Genomic DNA, 20580 nt, shown 5'->3' on the forward strand with positions numbered 1-20580 from the left:
GGCGGGCAGTTAGCCGCTCAAGAAGGCGGGGGATTTGTCGCCGATTTGAAAACGACATGGAAGAGGTGATGGCCATGCCAACCATTAATCTGCAGCCTAGCGATACGCTCGTTCCGTTGCTTCGCTGCGATGTCTGCATTGTTGGGTCGGGCCCGGCGGGCGCTACACTGGCACGCGAATTGTCTAATTCGGGACTGAGTGTCGTGCTCTTGGAGAGCGGCGGCGAGCTGCGTGATCCCGAAAATGACGCGTTGAATGATATTGAGAATGTAGGACGACCGCGGGTTCGCGACCAATGGTCGGTGCGCAACCGGATCCTAGGCGGCAGTTCACATACTTGGGGAGGGCGGTGCGGTCCTTTCGATGCCATAGACTTCGAAAAGCGCAATTGGATTGAGAATTCTGGATGGCCCATCGCCATGCAGGAGCTCGATCCTTACATGGATCGCAGCGCCAACCATCTTGGGCTTGCACTTGGCAGCGGCTATAGCGACCAGCGGTTCTGGTCGATTGCAGGACGCAGGGCGCCCAGGCAAGAAGTTGCGGCTGACCTCCTATTGCCGTTCTTTTGGCAATTCAGCAGGGACACCGCGGAATCCTATCCTTTCGAGTATATGCGCTTCGGGCGACACATTGCCAAGCACCTCGGAGCCAACGTCACGCTGGTGACGGGCGCGACTGCGCTGCGGGTGCTGGCAAACGAGGCGCGCACGAAAACACATGGACTTGAATTTGGTACTCGCGACGGGCGAAAGCACAGCCTTGTCGCAAGCTCTGTAGCGCTCTGCGCCGGAGGCGTCGAGAATGCTCGCATTCTCCTGAATTCTCATGAACAAGATCGCAGGTCCCTCGGCAACGATCGGGATCGGGTCGGTCGCTATCTGATGGATCACCTTCGTGGCCCAACGGCGTTTTTTTCTCTTGCCAGTTCCAAAGCGTTGCGTCGCAGGTTCGGACGCTACAATGTTCGCGGTCGTTTCTTCCGTGCGGGCCTCAGACTAAGCCCGGCAGTCCAACGAGACGAAAAATTGTTAAATTGTGCCGGCTGGCTTGGGGAAGTTCTTGCGCCCGATGATCCTTGGGACGCGTTGCGCCGGCTTGCGGCTCGAAAGCCGAGGCTGCCGGAGGACGTTATCAGTGTCGCACGCAACGCCCCTTTGATGCTGGAGGGCGCTATTGACTATTTCGGCGCGCGAAACGGCCTGCCGCGAAAGCTGCAGGAGCTTACGCTCGACTGCATGTGTGAGCAGATGCCCGATGAAGATAGCCGCATAAGCCTGTCGGATCGCCGGGATCGGTATGGTGCGCCCCTGCCAAAGATAGACTGGCGCAGCCATCCGGACGAGGCGCGCACGATGCACCATATGGCCGCGCTGGTTGCTGCCGAATTTGCAAGAATAGGTTTCCCGGAGCCGGCTCTGGCAGATTGGGTTCGCGATAAGGCGCCGATCCCCGCGAGTTTCGTAGATGTTGCTCATCCGACAGGTACGACGCGCATGTCGGATGATCCGGCAAAAGGTGTCGTCGACGTGAATTGTCAGGTTCACGGCGTCCAGGGTCTTTACGTCTCAGGCAGTTCGGTGTTTCCGACGGCCGGACATTGCAATCCCACTCAGATGATTGTGGCTATGGCAATTCGCTTGGCCGACCATTTGAAGGACAGGCTTAATCGCCCATTTTTGACAAAGGTGATCGCTCATGCCGGATGAAACCATTCTTGTCACCGGCGCGACGGGTCGGATTGGACGTTTCGTCGTTTCCGATCTGCTTGAACGCGGCTATCAAGTAAGAGCGACCACCTCGCGAAAGCCACCGCCCGACGACCGGAGGCTTGAATGGCGTAAGATTGATCTTGCTGGCGATCCAGATTTTAACGCGCTCGTCGACGGTTGCAGCGGCGTGATCCATCTTGCCGCCGAACTTGGCAAGAAGGATCGCATGCGAGCGCTGAACGAAAAGGCGACCGAACGCCTTGCAACGGCTGCTGAGGAATTGGGTGTCAAAGCGTTCTGCTATGCGAGCTCGGTCGCCGTTTACGGGAGCGGCCGTTCGGTCGAGATCTCCGAAAGCTCACCCGTCCTTTCCGTTGATCGGGACATCGCCTCGGAATACTGGGCTCTCGACTATGTTCGCGAGTATGGCCGCACCAAGCTTGCCGGAGAAAGGGCGCTCATGCGGGTCGCAAGACGGATGCGGTGCACGGTCCTGAGACCCGCAGTCGTCGTCGACGTTGGCCAGATCATCGGCGTTCGCGACTGGAGCCTCTTTAAGCGCACGCTCGCATCACATCGCCACGCTCATCATATCTACGTTGGCGATGTGTCGGACGCACTTATCTGGGCAGTGGAGAATGGGCTAATGGGCGGGGGCGAGGCTGGGCGTGTGGAGATATACAATATGGCGGAAGACAATCGCGAAATGCCGCGGCACATTGACTTCATGCGCAAGGCTTTCGTAGCAAGTGGTGACCGTCGCTATCGTGTCGCGTGTGCCCCATGGGTCATCGACTGGCTCCATGATTTTCTGCGTTTTCACACCTGGCCGATCAGAAATCCACTTTGGCGCATGCGTTTTTCCGCCGAACGCCTCGAGAACGCCGGATACAAGCTCAAATTCGGGATGGCAAAAGCCGAACAGCTCGCGCTCTCCAGATTGGCCAAGGAGGCCAAAACAGGCGCGCAATCCACACTCGCCGGCCAGAGCAGCGCAGTCTAAGGCTGCGCAAGGTGGCGCCGTCCCTTCTGTTCTAGTCGACAGGATATTTCGATTGTGCTTGTTGTGGAGCCCGGTTTTCATTGTCGCTCGCCCGCCGCGTATACAATGAATGCAGGAGCACATGTGTAAACACATAGCCGGCTTCCAGCACGAAAGCGAATACGAAGCCCCAGGCGATCGCGTTGAGGATCGGACTGCCAGTCGTATAGCCGATGCCAGTATAGACGATCAAGACGACCAGAACAATCAAAGTGAAGATCAGGACCGGCACGCGCAATGCGCTGACCGCCCCGATCAGAAAAGAGATTACAAGCGCCCAGCCCATAGGTTGCTCCGACCTCCCAATCGAATTCTCCCTAATCGAATATAATCATTTATCGCCCATGTCGAGACCAAGCTCAAATTGCTTTACGACAGACGTTACAACCACCGGCAGGTCAATTGCTGCTGACGTTCGTCGAGTTTGCCGCAGGCTCTTCGCGTTGCTGAACCCTTATCATGTCGCCTGGCATGACGGGATCATTGTCGCTGACAACAAGCGTCTGCATGGATCCACCGACAACCCGGTTGACCGTCATCAGGAAGGAGTAGGGATCCTTTTGCTCCGCAAGGGAAGCCATTGCGGACGGAGCGCGGACCTCAAGGTTCTTTAGCTGATCGCGGGCCGTCTTCGTTTTTTCGGTGTTCGACGCGAACCGATCGCGAAGTTCGCCGGCTTCAGTCAGCGCGTTGACTCGATATCTGTTGTGAACGTCGGCAATATCTTGATCGACCTTCGCAAGATCCTGTTCCGTCTTCAGCGCCGCCAGCGCAACGTCGAGATTGCGGCTCTCTAGTTCGGCGACGTTCTGGTTGGCGCCGAGCTGGCGGGCCGATACCGTCAGCCCTTGCGAGACAAGCTTGTTAACCGAGTTTAGATCCTTGCTTGCGAGGTCTATCTGTTTGGCAAGCGAGGCGGCTTTCTCCTTGAGCGCATCGATCTGGTTATTGGCGAGAACCTTGGCCCGATTCAGCGCGTCGATCTCCGTGATCATCGAGCGCTCGCGGGTCTCAAACAGAGACTGTTCTTCTTCCATCATTTTTGAGAATCGCGGTTCGCTAGCCCTTGACGTGAGTTCTTGCGGAAAGACAACTGACGACGTCCCGGCTAGAACTGCCTCCACGCGCGATTGTCGCGCAACAAGGCCAAGTCTTTCAGCCTCCAGCTCCCGTACCTGGCCGCGGCTCGACAAGGCGTCGCGCTGCAGGCTGATCATGCTTGCATCGCTCGAACCAATCCCACCTGCCATGCTGAGGGCCTGTATCACGGTAAGGCCAGGGGTATAGTTGTACTTGCCCGGGCTTGCGACCAGTCCGGTCACAAACAGCGGGCGATACGAGGAGATTTCAACCGAAGCGCTGGGACGCTTCTGCAGCCCGACTTCGTTTTGGAGACGCGATCCGATCGTTTCCGATATCTGCTCCAAAGTCTTGCCTGCTACCGGGACGTTGCCGATAATCGGCAGTGACAGGTTGCCCGCTGAAGAGACGACGAAATCTCCAGACAACGGAGCCCATTCGAATGCCGTCAGCGTGCTAGGGCGCCATTCATAGACGCGTATCTTCAATGTATCTTGTGGTCCAGGCACGTATTCTTCACCAGCATGGGCGCCACCGGCTGCCATGGCAACCGCGACCAATGCTATTGAAACTCCAAGCGTGCGACTTTTCTTTTCGCCGCCGCCCGAAGGACCTTGTCCCCGGATCATTTCGCGTAAGGAGGAAAGACGCATCCTATTACTCCGGTTAAAACTGTCTTGACATCGTGCCGTCTGGGTCAGGCTGATACCGCCAACGTGGCGCCGGTCGCTCGCGCCACATAGCTCCGAAAGCGATCGACAAACACATCACGTCGAAAATCGGCGGCGCGGGATACGGCGTCGGCAGAGTTGAAATCCAGACGGTCCATCCGCTCGACAGCATCAATCAAAGCCTCAACGGTCTGTGCATCAAAGAAGACACCGGTTTTATTGTTGACGACAGTCTCGGTGGCGCCACCCCGGCCAAAGGCGATGACCGGTCGCCCGCTCGCCATCGCCTCGACCGGTACGATTCCAAAATCCTCTTCCCCTGGAAAGATTAGCCCCTTGCATCGCGCGTAGTGATGTCGAAGTGCGTCAAAGGGCTGCGGGCCAAGGATGGTGACCGTCGGACCGGCATTTTTCTTGAGCTGGTCGAGCATCTCGCCGCCGCCGATCACAACCAGCTTAGTCTTCATGCGATTAAAGGCTTCGACGGCCAGATCCGGTCGCTTGTAGCTGACGAGCTCACCGACCATGAGGTAATAATCCTCGACGTCGGCGGGTGCGACCGGTCGAAAGGCAGTGGTGTCTACCGGTGGATGTATGACGGTTGCCTCGCGGCGGTAGTAGCTCCTGATACGTTGGGCGACGGTCGTCGAATTGGCCAAAAAATCATCAACCCGATTGGCCGTCGCGACATCCCATGTCCTCAGATAATGCGCCATCGGGGGCATCATCATCCGTGTCACCAGACCGGAGCTGTCGTAGTATTTATTATACATGTTCCAGATGTAGCGCATCGGCGAATGGCAATAGCAAAGATGGAGGGCCGGTGACGTGGGTATGATACCCTTTGCCGGGCCCGACTCGCTGCTGATGACCAGATCATAGGCGCCAAGATCGATCTGCTCTAGCGCCATCGGCATCAACGGCAGGTAGCGCTTGTACATCCGCTTGGCATAGGGCAGCCCCCCGATGAATGTCGTCTGTATTTTGTGCCGTTTGATCTTGTCCGAAATGGCGGCAAGATCACAAACGTGTGTATAGATGTCAGCAGCCGGGAATATGTCGCAGAGTGCTTCGAGAACCTTCTCGCCGCCGCGCATTCCCACCAACCAGTAGTGAATAATTGCTACTCGCACGCCAAGTCCCTCTAGATTAAACAATCGAAACTATCGTGGCGTGCATTGCGGGCGTATTACTGCCCGTGTCTCGATCGAAAATCAGACTATAGGCAACTATATTAGGCAGTTAAGACAGAAATATGATCAACAAGTGGCCTCAATTTCCCGCGCTGCACAGTTACATAGTGCAGTGCGAGAATTTTATTGTCAAATCGTTTAATACTTGTTAGCTTTCCTGTGCGTGCCATGATGGCATTGTCTGCAAGTGCCCGAAGTCTAAGTCTTTACGAGGGGAGTACGCAGATGAGGGAAATTGATCTCGGTCGAAATTTCGAAAGATTCAACAAGGCGCCGCTGCACTCTCGCAGAGCACCTTCCCGAAGCTCCGATGTGTTCGGACATGAATACCGATCCGCTGTCATGGACGGCGTCAAATACGCAATTGATGCAACAATAGCGAGCATTGGCCTTCTGCTCCTTGCGCCCATGATTCTGATGCTTGTCGTCGTTCTGCTAATCGTGCAAGGGCGGCCGATCTTCATCGCCCACCGCCGGATCGGCAGGCATGGCGTGATGTTCCCGTGTCTGAAGTTCCGATCGATGGTCAGGAATGCCGATGAGGTATTAAGTCGTCACCTGGCGGCCAACCCTTCGTCGAGAGCCGAGTGGAACGCGACGCGCAAGCTGAGAGATGATCCACGCATCACGGCGCTCGGTGCGCTACTGCGAAAGAGCAGCGTCGATGAAATTCCCCAACTCTTCAATGTCATTCGCGGCCAGATGAGCCTCGTTGGCCCCCGGCCTATCGTTGCAAGCGAAGCCGAACTCTACGGCATTTATTACGCGGACTACATGAAGGTGCGCCCGGGTGTTACCGGCTTGTGGCAGGTGAGTGGACGAAGCGATACGAGCTATAGCGAACGTGTCCAACTCGACGTTCGCTATGTCGAAGAACAAAGTGTTTTCGGCGACATCTCGATCATGCTGAAGACTGTCCCGGCGGTGCTGCGCTCGCGCGGCAGCTACTGAAACAAGTGGCGCGGTATCGCGCCCTCCACTTCAATTCAGGTATTGGCGCATGCTCAAAAGGGCAGGCGTGGCCCATTGCGCCCGTTGTCAGGTTACAGAAAACGAAGAACGAAAATTTGATGCAATTTCAGCGGCCCTGCGAAACGATCCGGCGCGGTCAGGAGAACTTAGAATGAGCGCGAGGGAATTCGCATTCAATGGCCGCTTTCTCACGCAGGATGTGACCGGTGTCCAGCGCTACGCACGCAATGTCCTTGATGCAATGGACGAGCTTGCGGGCGCCGATGAGGTGAGACTTATTATGCCCGCTAAAGCATCGGGGCCCTCTCTGCAGCACGTGAAGCTTGAGAAAGGTGGTCAGTTGATGGGTCACGCCTGGGAGCAGATCGAGCTTCCGCATTTAACTAGCAATCGTCGGCTTCTTAATCTGTGCAACACCGCTCCTGTAGCGAAAGCTAATCAGATTGTGTGCATCCACGACGCGAATATTTTTGCAGCGCCCGAGAGTTACAGCAGATCGTTTCGCGCAGTTTATCAAAATCTCCAACCCTTGCTCGCGCGGCGCTCTCTGCGGATAGCAACCGTATCGCATGCGGCAGCCCGGCAGATAGCTCGATACCTGCCAGTCCGCCTTTCCGAGATCGCCGTTCTTTCGAACGGGCACGAGCACGCGTTGAGTTGGGACCCAGATCGAGCCGAGTTGGCACCACAATTGCCTTCCTTGGTTAACGCCAACCGACCGTTTGTCCTGGCGCTCGGATCGCGCGCACGCCACAAGAATCTGTCGCTCTTGATCGATATTGCGCCAGTGCTTGACGAGATGAAACTGGATGTCGTCATTGCTGGCGGAGGAGACGGCATATTCGCCGAGCACGCCCTGAAACATCGACCCAATGTTCATTTTCTCGGGCGGGTATCCGATCACGACCTTGCCTATCTGCTTGATCGGGCGCTTTGCCTTGCGTTCCCTTCGCTGACGGAAGGTTTTGGCTTGCCGATCGTGGAGGCCATGGCAAGATCCTGCCCGGTCATTTCATCTTACGGCGCCAGCATGCCCGAGGTTTGCGGCGATGCCGCGCTCACGGCGTCGCCATTTGAACCAAGGGAGTGGATCAACGCGGTTCGGACACTTGTTGCCTCTGTGGATCTACGCGGCGACCTGGTGGGCCGTGGGCGCGAACAGGTACGCCAATTCTCATGGGAGAAGACGGCGAGCGGCTATCTCGAACTTCTCGACAGCCCGAACGCCGAGGTAAGAAGTCACAGATTGGTCGATCCCAAACAGCCGCGCGCCACTGTCATCTTCGCAACCCGCGGCCGACCGGAGACCGTTGCGGCCAGCGTGCGCCACTTTATTTCGACTCAAAGTCTGAAGCCTGACGCGGTAATTGTCTCCTGTGTTGATGCGTCTGACGCCGGCGAACTTGTAGGCCATCCAGACGTGACAATCATTACAGGTCCGCCAGGGCTTGCGGCACAGCGTAACACGGCTCTAAAGCATGTCGAATCGGGAACTGAAGTTGTCGTGTTCTTTGACGATGATTTCATCGCCGATAAAAACTGGTTGGCAATCGCAATCCAAACCTTCCGCGATGAAAGTCGGGTTGTCGGCTTTACCGGGAACGTTCTGGCGGATGGGATAAAAGGGCGAGGAATCTCATTCCAAGATGCCGTCGCCCTGGTTAGGGACGGTCAGCCAAATGCCGAATGGTTGGAACCGTTCAGTCCTTATGGCTGTAACATGGCCTTTCGTTTCTCGTCGATTGGCAGCGTCCGCTTCGACGAGCGTCTTGTGCTCTACGGATGGCTCGAGGACCGTGATTTTGCAGCGGCGCTTGCAGCACAGGGAGGCAGGCTTGTGAAATCGGGTCTCGCATTCGGCGTCCACATGGGCGTCAAAAGCGGCAGGGTCAGCGGGGAACGGCTCGGATATTCGCAGGTAATCAACCCGCTTTACATGATGACCAAGGGCACAATGAGCCTTCCCCAGGTTGTTACTCACATCTTCGGCAACACGGCGAGCAACTTCGGTCGCGCCGCGTGGCCCGAACCCTTCATTGACCGGCGCGGTAGAGCTCGCGGCAACCTTTTGGCCGCCTTCGACGCCATGCGCGGCAAGCTCGAGCCGGAGCGCGCTGCTGTGATCGCATGCCAAAGTCTGCCACCAGAACCTCTTGATCGCTAGGAGCACGAATGATGTTCAACAGACCCCGCCCGATTGATGTAACCTCGAGGCTTTGGCGGGTAAACGAGACGCAATCGGACGTGGCCGGAGATGGGCCGATAGCTCTGTTGCGCGCTTTGATCGACCTCGGCGCGCGGCACAGGGTCGCCCTTGCTGCCTGCAGCGCAACCGGTTTCGTGGCTGCGGCGCTCTATGCCAATTCAGTGCCGCCAACCTATCAGGCAACAGCAACGCTTCTACTGGAACCGCGTCAGTCTGCAGTCTCTGGGGGGGAGTTTGGGGCGCAGCAGACGCTCGATCTTAACCGAGCCGACAGCGAACTGCAGACGATAAAGTCGGAGCGGCTCTTGTCAGCTGTATTTGATAGCCTGAACCTGAGGGATGATCCTGAGCTTGGCAGCCGGCAGCCGGGCCTGCTTGCGCGATTGTTGAGTGGTGCGGGGTTGACCAAGGTCCAGGGTAGTGGCGAGACCGCAACGGTCGGCCCTGCAGAACCGGACGCGGCTAATGCAGCGATCGAACTTGCAAACGAGGCCGCCCAAGCAGCTTTCCTGAATTTTATGTCACGTCTCAACGCTCGCCGGGTCGGCCAGTCATTCGTCATCGAAATCGAGTATTCCTCGTCGGATCCAAAACTGCCAGCGCGCGTCGCCAACGCAACGGTGTCGGGCTACATCTATCAGACGGTTGCCTTCAAGGAGCAGATTGCACGCGCCGGCACGGAGGCTTTGCAGGGCCGACTGGATTCGCTTGCCAGGCAGGTGGATGCTGCGCGCGATGCAATGCACGCTGGCACCTTGCCGGCAATTGCAACGCCTGATGCCGATGCGCGCATTATCGGCGCTGCCTTGCCGCCCCTTGGACCGTCGGCTCCGCGAAAATCTCTCATCATGGCTCTTGGCGGTGTACTCGGACTGCTGGTCGGGTTCGGCGTCGTCGTCGTCAGAATGGCGCTTGATCGCCGTGTTCGCAGCGCCAAGGAACTTGCCCGCGAAATAGAGGTCCGTTGCCTCGGCTCAATCCCGGACGTTCCAGGCGCGGAAGGTGTTCCCTGGCATATTACGAATCCGCAGCAGCAGAAATTTGTCGCCGCCATTCGCGACGTTCGGACCAACGTCGAGATTGCCTGCACGAGCTTGCGAAACGAAAAGAGTATCGTGATTGCAGTCGTTGGGTGGACACCGGGCGCTGGGGTTTCGACACTGTGTGCCAGTCTCGCGCAACTTATCAGTCGCGGCGGTCGGCAGGTGACGCTCTTCAAGGCTGATGACGGCGAGAATGCACGCGAAAGCAGCGACAACCAGCCAGCTGTTTCGTTGGCTGGCGCTGCATTTGCCGGACTGGTGCCGGAGCAATTGTCGTTCGAGGATGTTGGTGGAGTGGCGGTTCTGCCGATCCATTCGAAAGACACCAACGCGAATCTGTTTACCGATTTTCGCAATCCGCGTGTGCGGCGTATCTTTGAAGCGGCACGCGCTCGCGGAGACGTGCTTCTCGATCTTCCGGCCCTCCGCCATTCCATGGACGCGCTTGCGCTAGCAAGCTATGCGGATGCCGTCCTCGTTGTCGCCCGCGCTGGCCGGACGACGATCGAAGAGGCGTCGGAGTCTGTTCAGCTGCTGCGCCGTGCCGGCGCCAACGTGGTCGGAACGGTAATCAACCGCACTCGTGGCTGATTGCCTGTTTGCTTCGAGTGACAACCAAGACCGGGTCCCGTCGCGCCTTGCTCTCCTGCGGTCATCTGGCCGCAGGCCCCATCTTGGTTATCGATCAAAGATCTCGATACGACCTCTCCCGGCGATCAGCCGCACGCCGAGCAACAGCAAGGCGCCGGCATACGTTGCTGCCCCGATGGCGATGACGACAGCAAGCTCGAACACATGGGTGTAGTTTCGCCCTGCCAGTTCGTCGCGCAGGAGCCAGACGACAGTAGCCATAACAAGGACAGCTGCTGCCGCCTTCCATAGGTTTCTGAGCTGCGAGATAATTCCAAGATCAAGCAGGCGGCGCGCCTCATTGAGATAAAAGGCAAACATGAGAGTCGAGAGCGTAAGTCTTGCGATGCTTACACCGGTGACTGAGCCAAGATGGAACCCGATCGAAATCAGAAGTACGCGAAAACAAAGATCGATTGCGTTCAGACGGAAGATCACATGCGGTCGGTCAAGCGCCACGCTGACGGATGAAAGTGTCTGGAAATATGGAATTGGCGCGACCGCAAGCGCAAGCAGGCTAAGCAGCGGCGCTGCATGCTCCCATTTGTCGCCAAGCAGGAGGTCGGTGGCAAGGTCTGCCGTCAAGGAAATGCCAACGCAGGCAGGGGCGGAAATCAGCATGGCGAAACGCGTCGCCTTGAGGAAGGCTTGCCGCAGACGCGCACGATCTTCGTTAATCTGCGAGAACGCTGCCATGATGGGCTGTAGGGCAGGGCCAATCAGGCTTTGTGTCGGTATGACGGCAACGTCGCTCGCAACCGCATAGCGCCCAAGTGTCGGACGATCGGCGAGTGCCCCAATCAAGAATCGATCGAACTGCCAATTGAGTGCCGACACGAGTTGGGCAGACGAGAACCAGCCGATGAAGCCGGCAAAGTCAGGCAGGCGCGCCAGCGAAAAGGCTGGTCGGTAGGGCGCAAGGATGTAGGATGCGACTGTCGACGCAAAGGAGGCGATCACGAAATTGGCGACGATTGCCCAGTAAGCTCCACCGCTCAAGACAACGAGCATTGCGATGATGGCCGCTGTCACCTTTCCTGACGCCTCGAGTATGAACGTCTGACGAAATCCCAATTGGCGCGCGAAATTGACCATGGCGGGACTGGTCAGGCCCCGCGAAATCGGCCCGAGGGAGAGGACGGCGACGAGTAATACCAGATGGTTGTCGTGGTTGATCCATGAATAGGGCCAGGCGGCCGCCAAAAGAATGGTTCCAATCACGATGCCTCGCATGAGCCCAACCGTGAAGCCGGTATCAAGATGGCTCTTGTCGATGGTCGGAAGCCGCACGAGAGCCTGCGTCACGGGAACTTCAAGCATGGTGTCGACAACCACCACTAGCGATGTGGCTAGTGCGGCCAGTCCGAAATCGGCAGGCGTCAGAATGCGAGCGAGGACAAGCAGGGTGAAGAAATCGATTGTTCGTCCGACAAAGCGTGAGAAGACGAGCCACCCAGCCCCCTTGATTGCCTTTACCGCAAGCATGTCTCACTCCGAAATCCTGAGCTCCAGCCACGTCGCAGCGGGGGCTGCGACGCATATTCGCGTGCAGGCCACGGTGGCTCGTGCCCGCCCCGCAGTCGTCCTCCCACATGATGTTTCGCCGGAGCCGGACTGTTCCGCCGGCTGATCAACAACGTTCCTCCGCGTTGCAGACCGGCTATTTGAGGCGTGCCGACACTCCCCTTACAATGTGTGCCATCTCCAGTGCCGGTAAGAGCGCGGTTTTAAGGAAAGGAAAGTCGCGCGCGATTGCGCCTTCTCGCCACAGCTGCGATTTGACGGCTGTCAGTCTTCTCGCAAGATCCACAGCGCCCGGTTGCCTCAGCACATACACGCTTTCCGGACGACCGAAATCAACAGAGCGGGCGCCGACACTCAGTGCCACCATATCGAAAGCCCGAGGATTGGTGATCGCCTGTTTGAGCCTGCCCCAGGCACGATCGGCATCCGACATGATCTCCGCCCCATTTACGACGCCAGCGATGTATTGCAGGACGCCGGCAAGCAGCAGATTTCCGTCACTGGGATCAAGCTCGCCGTAAGCGATCTTGCCGGCATTGCTATAGACGGTGCCGTCGCCCGCTTCACTCAACAGTCGAACAGAGGGAATTGCGGGTTCAAAAAGGCTTTCGATAATCTGCCAGTAGCGCAGGATGACGGTCTCAATCCTCAGCGGATTGTAGAGGTCTTCCTCGACGACCAATCCCGTTACTTGCGGGAAGTGATCTTCGCTGAGGCCTTTGTAGTTGCACCTTGCAAACTGGATCGTCTCGAATGTCCTCTCGGGCACCCCGGCCGCGACAAGACGCTGCGTACTACCGTAGAGGCCGGTATCACATAAAATGATACGTGAGACGTCACCGGTGGTCTGCTCCAAATGACGCTCAAACAGCTCGTTCTGTCTCGCAACGTCGTTGAGCACCACCCGGCCTGCCGGGGTGTCGATCATGGCAAAGAAGTGGTTGGGATCGAAGGGAAGTTGCCAATGGTCCGTCAAGTCATACTTTTTACCGCCAAGTGCGTCGGCAACATCTGCGAAGGTGTTTTTCTTGAACTCCCGGCCAAGTTCATCGAGGACCGTGGGGCTATGCTGCATGAGTGCCGCGCGCGCAGCCACGAGCCGCGAGATGAGGATGTTTTCGCGGCGCATTTCAAGCGGCAGGTTCAGTCTGGCAAGCAGCTTTTCGAAAGCTTCCCTGATCCCGATACCGCCGCGTGCGCAAAACAGCAACGCGGCGTTCCCCTGCGCTTCGGCTTCCTTGGCATAGAGCCAAATGTAAAGGCAAAACTGCGCAACGACTGGCCCGAACACTTCCCGCCCGAAAGCCGCGCGATCCTCCGGCTCAGCCATCCCGCCTGGTTGTCTCGTGACCCCGTTGCGAACGCCGCGGACGGCTTCGGCCCGGGCACCATCGGCGCGGGTGGCAAAGCGCTTTAGGCGGCCCTTGGGAATGTGCAGGGCATGGATGCCCATGGTTTTGGGCACGACGTAGTCGGCAAGATGGTCGTCACCGATATGCAGCAAGCGCGACGCTTCAATGCCTTCCGCCTCGAGAACCCTTGAAAACAGTTTGCCAAATCGCTTGCTCTCGCCGATGTCGGCGCTCGAATAGACGTTATCGATCAAGCCGGGACCGTGAAAATAGTCGATCAATTCCGTTAGCTGGCGTCGTGGCAGTGCCGTATCGGAAATAGCGACGATGCGAATGCCGGCCTGGCGATGCAGGCGCAATATCTTCGCGAGCTTTCTATTTGCAGACAGTGAAACCTTCTCAATCGCCATCTCGAATGAGATGCGCTGCTCCATCAGCCGTTCAGGCAGGCCAAGCATGACGAACTGGCGCTGGATGATGTCGACAAGGCGGACCTCACCAGAACCACCGCCAACGTTGAGTGCGCGATAAGCAAACCGCTCCGCCAATTGCCGGGTTCGAAAAAGGTGCTCCGCGCTGATTGGCGTTCCTTCGTCCCGCAGAAAGCGGGCAAAGCGTTGCTCGGCCTGCATAAGGCGTGACCTTTGCGACCGGGCGTGGCGTAGCAGCAAGGTGTCGAACACGTCTGTCGAGATCAAATCTATGCCGTCCAATGGACCGCGAAGAAGATGGGCGAGGTTTTGCCGCAGCACTGGATAACCCTTTGCCGTCGATCAGCCCTGCCTGCCTTCCGACAGAGTTTCGCAGCGGATGCACTGCAGCAAGGCTGGTTCCTTTTATTCGCAACCGCAAAAACTCTGCCGCATTATTTGCTATACATCAAGTGATAAAATTAATTTTATTTTGCAGTGCGGGAGAGTTGCAAAAACTAATCAAAAGTCTATTGTCTATTGGGTGTAGTGCCTGAGGTGTTGGCTGTTTTTTAATTGCACTATACTGTCTCATTCCGTTGGCAAGGACAGTTCGGGGACGACCAAATGGATGACGTAAGCCATCATTCCTCACGCATGTCCGCAGTGCAGCAATTTGATGTCATTGTGCTCGGCGCCGGAATTTCAGGCCTCGTCGCTGCGTCGATATTTTCAGCTGAGGGCAAGCGTGTCGTCGTCGTTGACGAATATGATCATGTCGGCGGGAACCACATCGACTGGACTTCGGACGAAGGTTACACGTTCGATGTAGGAAGCTTGATCTTTCAGGACGACTCCCCTTTGCTTCGACACTTTCCGGAGCTTCTTGAGCACTACGTGCCGATCAAGCCGAGCTGGGGGAGGCTGAATCCGCAGGGTAAGATCACCGTCTATCCGATATCCATCCGCGATGACATTCTCGGCGCCGGGCCAATCGGGGTAATCCGGATATTCGCCTCGGTTCTTCGTGCGCGTTTATTCTGTCGCCGGATGGAAAACGCGCGCGATTTCGCGCGCTACTGGATCGGCGCCTATCTTTTGCATCGGTCGGGACTAGCAACCTATATGCGGCGCTTCTACGGCATCGATGCCGAAGAGATCGATCTTGATCTGGCTCGCAAGAGAATGCTGTGGATCGCCGAGTATGCTTCCCTCATCAATCTGTTGCGCCGCTCCTTGAGGCACAAGAGAAAGACCGGGCCGAAAAACCGCCAGATGGCACGTCCGAAGAAAGGCTTTGGTGTGCTTTACGGTTCAAGCGTGTCCAGGCTCGAAAACTGCGGCGTCGTCTTTAAACTTTCAGCACACTCGCGCCAGCTTCACAAGGCCGGTTCCGGTTACGAGTTGGTGCTCGACGATGGAACCCTGAGCGCGAACAGGATTATTTCTACGGTGCCAATTAACGTTGCCGAGCGGATATGCGGAAACGGACAAGCATCTGCGTTGAAAACCATCACGCTCATAACGCTCTATTTCAGCTTTGCAGGCGAGCGCGGCTTTTCCCAGCCAATCATTTACAACTTCTCGCACGATGGCTCGTGGAAGCGTTTGACGGTTTATTCCGACTTTTACGGGCGCGCTGCTGAGCGCGAGTATTTCGCAGTAGAGGTCATCGCCGGCGCGGTGACGTCGAGCGAGCAGGCGGAAGTGGATTTCCGCAAACATGCTTGCGCCAACGGACTGTTTCGTGGCGACCTCAAGCTGGAGGGCAGTCACGTCCTCGCAAATGCCTACCCCATCTACAGCAAGGGGGCGGCGCAAAGTGCTGCAGAAGCGATCGCCAGGCTAAAAGGCTTCGGAATAGAATCCATCGGGCGGCAAGGGGGCTTCAACTATCAGCCAACCGCCCGGGTTTCCACCATCGACGTGGAGAACGCGATAGCGGCTCCGTGAATCGCAACGCCTTGCCGTGAAATGCAACTTCGGCAGGCATAGGCAGCAGAGACGAGAGGTCGATGATGCGTATTCTGCATATCCTCAATCACACCCGACGTTTGAATGGGCATGTGCATGCGGCTGTGGATCTCGCTTGCGCGCAGATTAAGCTCGGTCATCAGGTTTACCTTGCCAGCGAGGGGGGGGATTTCGACCCACTCTTGAAATCCAACGGGATCGAGACGCTTTTTGTCGGTCATCAGCGGAGGATCCTGAGCCTTCTAAAAGCGCTATCGCGCCTGAGTTCTTATATCAAGAGATACGACATCGACATCGTTCACGCGCACATGATGACAAGCGCGGTCATTGCCTTCCCAATCTGCAAACTGCGACGCGTCCCACTGATCACGACTGTCCATAACGAGTTCGAAAAGAGCGCAACGCTGATGGGACTGGGAACACGTGTAATTGCGGTAAGCGACGTTGTCGGCGCCTCGATGCGCCGCCGAGGCGTTCCCCAGTCGAAATTGAAGGTGGTACTGAATGGCACGATTGGATCAAGTCGATCGGAGGGACGAAGTGAAGAGCCAAAGGTGCTTTTCTCGCCGAGTATCCTTTTTGTCGGCGGTCTTCATCCGCGCAAAGGGCTCCCCGATCTTTTCGAGGCGTTTGAAATCGTCCATAGGTCCTTTCCGACAGCACATCTTTACATCGTCGGCGATGGACCGTTTCGGGAAGAATACAAGGCGAAGGCGGCCACATTGGAAAGTGCACCGGACATCACCTTCGTCGGATCGACAAGGGACCCATACCCTTACATGCTGGGGGCAGACATCTTTGTCCTTCCGTCCCATGCCGACCCGGCACCACTTGTGTTATCAGAGGCGCGCGAAGCCGGATGCGCCGTCATTGGTGCGTCTGTCGACGGTATTCCCCAGCTTCTCGAAGGCGGTGAGGCCGGGCTTCTTGTGCCGCCGCAGGACCCCGCGGCTCTCGCTGAGATGCTTGGGCACTTGCTGGAAGCACCGGAACGGATTGCCGACTGGCGGCGGAAAAGTCAGCTTCGTATAGAACGTCTGACGATCGAGCGCGTCGCCAGAGAGACACTTGAGGTCTACGCTTCGGCAATGCCAGGCGGAAAGGCTGTTGCCCTAGCCACGTGACGTCTTGCCTAGCGCTAGCCAGAAAGGGCCTGTTTCAGACGGGAGCGAACTTGGCGAGAGCGTGAGGGGTCGATTCGGATCGCAGCCAGCTGCTGCGCCATGGCATTTGGAAGCAAAAATAGCGCAACGGCAAAGAGGCACAGGCCAAAGCGCTTCTTGCCGGTGTTTTCGCGTATCACGGAGCCGATATGAGCTGCGATTTGGCGAATACCCGGCCGCTTGCCGTCAACGACGACGCTCATCGTATTGAGTTCCATGACGTAGGCGTAATCGCTTCGGACTTCCACCATCGGGGTTGACGCACAGCGTGCCTCAACGAGCTCCGCAAGATGACTGAGGCGTCCCATGAACCGATCGACGTAACCCTTCATTCGTTTTGACGTCAGGACGGAAAAGGAAGACTGGTTGGCGTTGTGAATCCTGTATTTGCCCAGCGTTTTCGGGATCGAGATGACCTTGCCGACGAAGGGAGCAAGCAGATAGGAGACGCCGTCGATACCGCGCTCGTAGGCCATTTCACCGAGGCCTTCGTAGACGTCTCGTCTGTAGATGTTTCCAGAGGTCGGCGGCGTATTATAATGGCCTCTTTCACGTATCGATCGGATTAGCGGCTCGGAGTCGTCCGACGGCTGAAGAGATGGAAAGGCATTGCCAATCACCTTGCCATCCTTGTCGATTGGCAGAAGCATGAACTGAATTTTTGAAACGTCTTGCCTGAGATGAGGGGCTATTTCAGCGAGCGCGCCTTCACCGAGAACGTCGTCGGCATCGAGAAAGTATACAAACTCTCCCCGCGACAACGACAGACCGTGCAGCGACGTTTTCAATTGCCCACGGTTTTCAGTCCGCACTGCGGTGATCCGATCGCCAAATTCCAGAATCCTGATCCAGGAACGGTCTGTTGATCCGTCGTCGACCACTATTATGTCTAGATTATCATAGTCTTGTGAAAGAACACTTCTGATGCATTCTGAAATGTACATTTCGTAGTTGTAGCAAGTGATTATGATGCTAAGAAGCGGCTGGACTTTTAACATCTTGCAAACCTTCTCTACTCGGCTTATGTTGCAAAGCAGCATACCAAGTGCAGTGCACGACGTCCATAGAAATAACCATATGGGTACTGCGATATAGGTGATCGCAGCGGCCATACATCTATGCGTCCCGAAGTATTTTGGGGCTAGACAAGTATTAGTTCGTCGGTATTCGCCGTTGCTTCATCGATATCACGTGCTGTGATTTTGAGAGCTCTGTTGGATTCCCTCGTCCTATATTGATCGCACCCGATGCGATTTACAGTTGTTTGAATGCTTGTCCCTTTGGCGTCCGGTGCGCGTGTACCGGCACATCGAGTTCTGCTGCCTTTTGGTCCGGAGGACGAATAGAAATGCAAGTCGGCCTGCCATTTCGCGATCGATCCCAACGTCGCATGAAAATCCTTTACATCCAGCCGGGAACAAGTGCATTTGCCGGAATAGAGCGAGTTGTCGATGCTGTCTGCACGATGCTTGCCGATCGATTTCCCGAGGATTTTGAAGTGGACGTGCTCTACACCTCGGTGCACAAAAATCGGCCGACGGAAGCGCGCGGATATAATGTCATCGATCGCGTAGCTTACGGGCGCCTGGACTTGATGCGAATTTTCCGAAGCGTCATCAAGTCGAAGGACTACAGCGTGGTCGTCGTCCCGCAAATTGAGCCAACGGTGATCTGCATGGCGGCGTGTATTGGATTAAACCGTCGGTTTGCCGTCCATTTGCACGGAAATCCAAAGCGCGAGCGCAGCCATTTCAAGGCGAAGATCCTCTTCTTCATGATGCGCGTCTATTTCCTCTCGAGGGTGTCTTATGTTTTCGGAACATCGCCGAGACAACTCGACTCTTTCAAGAAAATGTTCAACAGCAGGGTGCCTCAAGTGTGGGTTCCCAATCCGGTGCGGGCTTTTGACCTGTCCGAAACGCCGCCGTCCGGCGCATCCTCTGGAACCGTCACATTTGTCAATGTTGGTCGCTTTGCCTTTCAAAAGGGGCAGGATATCCTCCTTCAGGCGTTCTCCGAGCTCGTCAGAATCCGACCAAATGTCAAGCTGAGGATCGTCGGTTATGGCATTGGCGAGGCGGACCTGCGCGCCGAAATATCAAGGCTGGGGATCGATGCTTACGTCAGTATCGAACACTACCCAATCAACCCTCAGCCGGCCCTTGCAACGAGCGACGTATACATCTCGACCTCGCGGTGGGAAGGATGGTCGCTTGCAATCTGCGAAGCCTTGCGGTTCGGCTTGCCGGTCATTTCGACCGACTGCGAATTCGGACCGAGCGATATCCTCGTCGACCCTCGGCTTGGGCGCCTTGTTCCGGTGAGCGGTAGAAAGCCTCTCGTGGATGCGATGGCGTACTACTACGACAACCTTTCGCTCGAAATCTTGCATTCTGAATTTCGAAAGGCCTTCATCGACAGATACAGCCCCGAGCGCGTGGTGGAAATCCATGCGGAGGCTCTTCGGATCGCTGCGGGTGAACCCGCTTGAGGTCAATCGCCGGAAAGGAGACCGTGCATGCTGCCTTCTTTATCACGGCGTGGCTTTCTCAAGGCATCCGCTGCGTCCCTAGCCCTGAAGTGCCACGATGCGGCTGCAGCGACGATTGCTTCAGACGACCCTACCCTCGGACGAAAGGTCGTCTTTGAGGACACCTTCCATTCGCTGGATTGGTCCGTCTGGAACGCCGGTCCGAAGGCGACAACCGACGGAACCGGATTTTACGGTCGATCGGCGTTCGCGACCAAGGACGGCGAAGAGGGGTTCAATCCGTACTCTATCGTCGATGATGTGGCCGCGGAAGATGGCAAGGCGCTACAGATCTCCGCGAAATATATCGGACGCTCGATGAACGTTCGCAAATACTACGGAAACGCGCTTCCGGAATTTCAGTGGATTTCCGGAAATCTTCAGACAGCAAAAAAGGATGGTGTCGTCCTCAAAGGATGGCGCAAGGGCTATTTCGAGACGCGCATGCTTTTTCCCCGCCATCCGTTGACCTGGCCTGCATTCTGGATGCTGAACGGCCGAAGCATTTTGGAACCCAAAACTAGCATCGAGCTTGATATCGTAGAGCACAAAGGTTGGGAGCCCACCGTCTACGGAACCTACCTTCATGAATGGGGAGGGCCGGACCAGGGCGGACGAAGCACCGGCGTCAAAACCCCTGTCGACATGACGACTGGATATTGCCGGTACGGCATGCTCGTCGATAATACACGATGCGTCCCCTACTTTAATCGAAGTCCCGTCATGGACACGAAGACGGGAAAACCCGCTGATTGGCCAATTACTCGTTCATCCCGATTGGACGAGGAATTTGATGTGTTTTGGCCCCTCTTAACGCTTGCATTGAGGACAGACGTGAAATTCCCGCAACCTTTGCAGGACACTGACAGGATCACTTCCATGCGCGTCGACTATTTCAGGGTCTACGAGTGAGCGCAGCTGAAGCGTTCGCCTGAAGAAGCAAACTGGCGAGCTGAAACCGGGACGTTGTGAGGTCAAATGCGTATTGTGATGATTGGCTCGGGCTATGTCGGTCTGGTCTCGGGGGCCTGCCTTGCCGATTTCGGCCATCACGTCACCTGCGTCGACAAGTCGGCAG

17 protein-coding genes are annotated in these 20580 nt (G+C 56.6%); 11 read left to right on the forward strand and 6 right to left on the reverse strand.

Annotated elements, in window-relative coordinates:
* The first annotated feature begins 56 nt into the window (after positions 1–56).
* A complete protein-coding gene (locus QTL95_RS04590; RefSeq protein ID WP_289718769.1) occupies positions 57–1709 on the forward strand; it encodes a GMC oxidoreductase in 1653 nt (550 codons plus the stop codon).
* Entirely contained in the window at positions 1699–2715 is a 1017-nt protein-coding gene (locus QTL95_RS04595) for an NAD-dependent epimerase/dehydratase family protein (RefSeq protein WP_289718770.1), read from the forward strand. The genes QTL95_RS04590 and QTL95_RS04595 overlap by 11 nt, the downstream gene beginning before the upstream one ends.
* Before the next feature lie 31 nt (positions 2716–2746).
* On the opposite strand, the gene QTL95_RS04600 is transcribed toward QTL95_RS04595, so the two are convergent.
* From QTL95_RS04600 to QTL95_RS04610, 3 genes are all read right to left on the reverse strand, one after another.
* On the reverse strand, positions 2747–3040 hold the full coding sequence (locus tag QTL95_RS04600) for a hypothetical protein (RefSeq protein WP_289718771.1): 294 nt from the start codon (positions 3038–3040) through the stop codon (positions 2747–2749).
* 112 nt (positions 3041–3152) lie between these two features.
* Positions 3153–4487, reverse strand: a complete 1335-nt coding sequence (locus QTL95_RS04605; RefSeq protein WP_289718772.1) for a polysaccharide biosynthesis/export family protein — start codon at positions 4485–4487, stop codon at positions 3153–3155.
* A 44-nt stretch (positions 4488–4531) separates the two neighbouring features.
* Entirely contained in the window at positions 4532–5602 is a 1071-nt protein-coding gene (locus QTL95_RS04610; protein ID WP_289718813.1) for a glycosyltransferase, read from the reverse strand.
* 321 nt (positions 5603–5923) lie between these two features.
* Here QTL95_RS04610 and QTL95_RS04615 point away from each other — a divergent pair, with 321 nt between their 5' ends.
* From QTL95_RS04615 to QTL95_RS04625, 3 genes are all read left to right on the forward strand, one after another.
* The gene (locus tag QTL95_RS04615; protein WP_289718814.1) at positions 5924–6649 is read left to right on the forward strand and encodes a sugar transferase; all 726 of its coding nucleotides are present in this window, start codon (positions 5924–5926) and stop codon (positions 6647–6649) included.
* A gap of 172 nt (positions 6650–6821) precedes the next feature.
* Positions 6822–8834: a glycosyltransferase gene (locus QTL95_RS04620; protein ID WP_289718773.1), complete on the forward strand. Its 2013-nt coding sequence runs from the start codon at positions 6822–6824 to the stop codon at positions 8832–8834.
* Between the two features lie 8 nt (positions 8835–8842).
* The gene (locus QTL95_RS04625) at positions 8843–10510 is read left to right on the forward strand and encodes a GNVR domain-containing protein (RefSeq protein ID WP_289718774.1); all 1668 of its coding nucleotides are present in this window, start codon (positions 8843–8845) and stop codon (positions 10508–10510) included.
* A gap of 87 nt (positions 10511–10597) precedes the next feature.
* On the opposite strand, the gene QTL95_RS04630 is transcribed toward QTL95_RS04625, so the two are convergent.
* On the reverse strand, positions 10598–12034 hold the full coding sequence (locus QTL95_RS04630) for an oligosaccharide flippase family protein (protein ID WP_289718775.1): 1437 nt from the start codon (positions 12032–12034) through the stop codon (positions 10598–10600).
* A 175-nt stretch (positions 12035–12209) separates the two neighbouring features.
* On the reverse strand, positions 12210–14177 hold the full coding sequence (locus QTL95_RS04635) for a hydrolase (protein WP_289718776.1): 1968 nt from the start codon (positions 14175–14177) through the stop codon (positions 12210–12212).
* Between QTL95_RS04635 and QTL95_RS04640 the strand changes: the two genes are divergently transcribed.
* The 3 genes from QTL95_RS04640 (at position 14138) to QTL95_RS04650 (ending at position 16933) form a co-directional block, all read left to right on the forward strand.
* Positions 14138–14392, forward strand: a complete 255-nt coding sequence (locus QTL95_RS04640) for a hypothetical protein (protein WP_289718817.1) — start codon at positions 14138–14140, stop codon at positions 14390–14392. The two genes, QTL95_RS04635 and QTL95_RS04640, sit on opposite strands and share 40 nt — an antisense overlap.
* 70 nt (positions 14393–14462) lie before the next feature.
* Entirely contained in the window at positions 14463–15788 is a 1326-nt protein-coding gene (locus QTL95_RS04645) for an NAD(P)-binding protein (RefSeq protein WP_289718777.1), read from the forward strand.
* Between the two features lie 65 nt (positions 15789–15853).
* Complete coding sequence (locus QTL95_RS04650; protein ID WP_289718815.1) at positions 15854–16933, forward strand: glycosyltransferase family 4 protein; 1080 nt, start codon at positions 15854–15856, stop codon at positions 16931–16933.
* 14 nt (positions 16934–16947) lie between these two features.
* Here QTL95_RS04650 and QTL95_RS04655 read toward each other — a convergent pair whose 3' ends face one another.
* Positions 16948–17970, reverse strand: coding sequence for a glycosyltransferase family 2 protein (locus QTL95_RS04655; protein ID WP_289718778.1), 1023 nt, complete (start codon positions 17968–17970; stop codon positions 16948–16950).
* Positions 17971–18320: 350 nt separating this feature from the next.
* Between QTL95_RS04655 and QTL95_RS04660 the strand changes: the two genes are divergently transcribed.
* From QTL95_RS04660 to QTL95_RS04670, 3 genes are all read left to right on the forward strand, one after another.
* Entirely contained in the window at positions 18321–19463 is a 1143-nt protein-coding gene (locus QTL95_RS04660) for a glycosyltransferase (RefSeq protein WP_289718779.1), read from the forward strand.
* A 27-nt stretch (positions 19464–19490) separates the two neighbouring features.
* Positions 19491–20414 carry a glycoside hydrolase family 16 protein gene (locus QTL95_RS04665; RefSeq protein ID WP_289718780.1) on the forward strand — a complete coding sequence of 308 codons (924 nt, stop codon included), beginning with the start codon at positions 19491–19493 and terminating at the stop codon, positions 20412–20414.
* 66 nt (positions 20415–20480) lie between these two features.
* The coding region (locus tag QTL95_RS04670) for an NAD-binding protein (protein WP_289718816.1) at positions 20481–20580 on the forward strand (100 nt) is incomplete at its 3' end.

Source organism: Rhizobium sp. S152 (assembly GCF_030380735.1).
Taxonomy (GTDB): Bacteria; Pseudomonadota; Alphaproteobacteria; order Rhizobiales; family Rhizobiaceae; genus Rhizobium.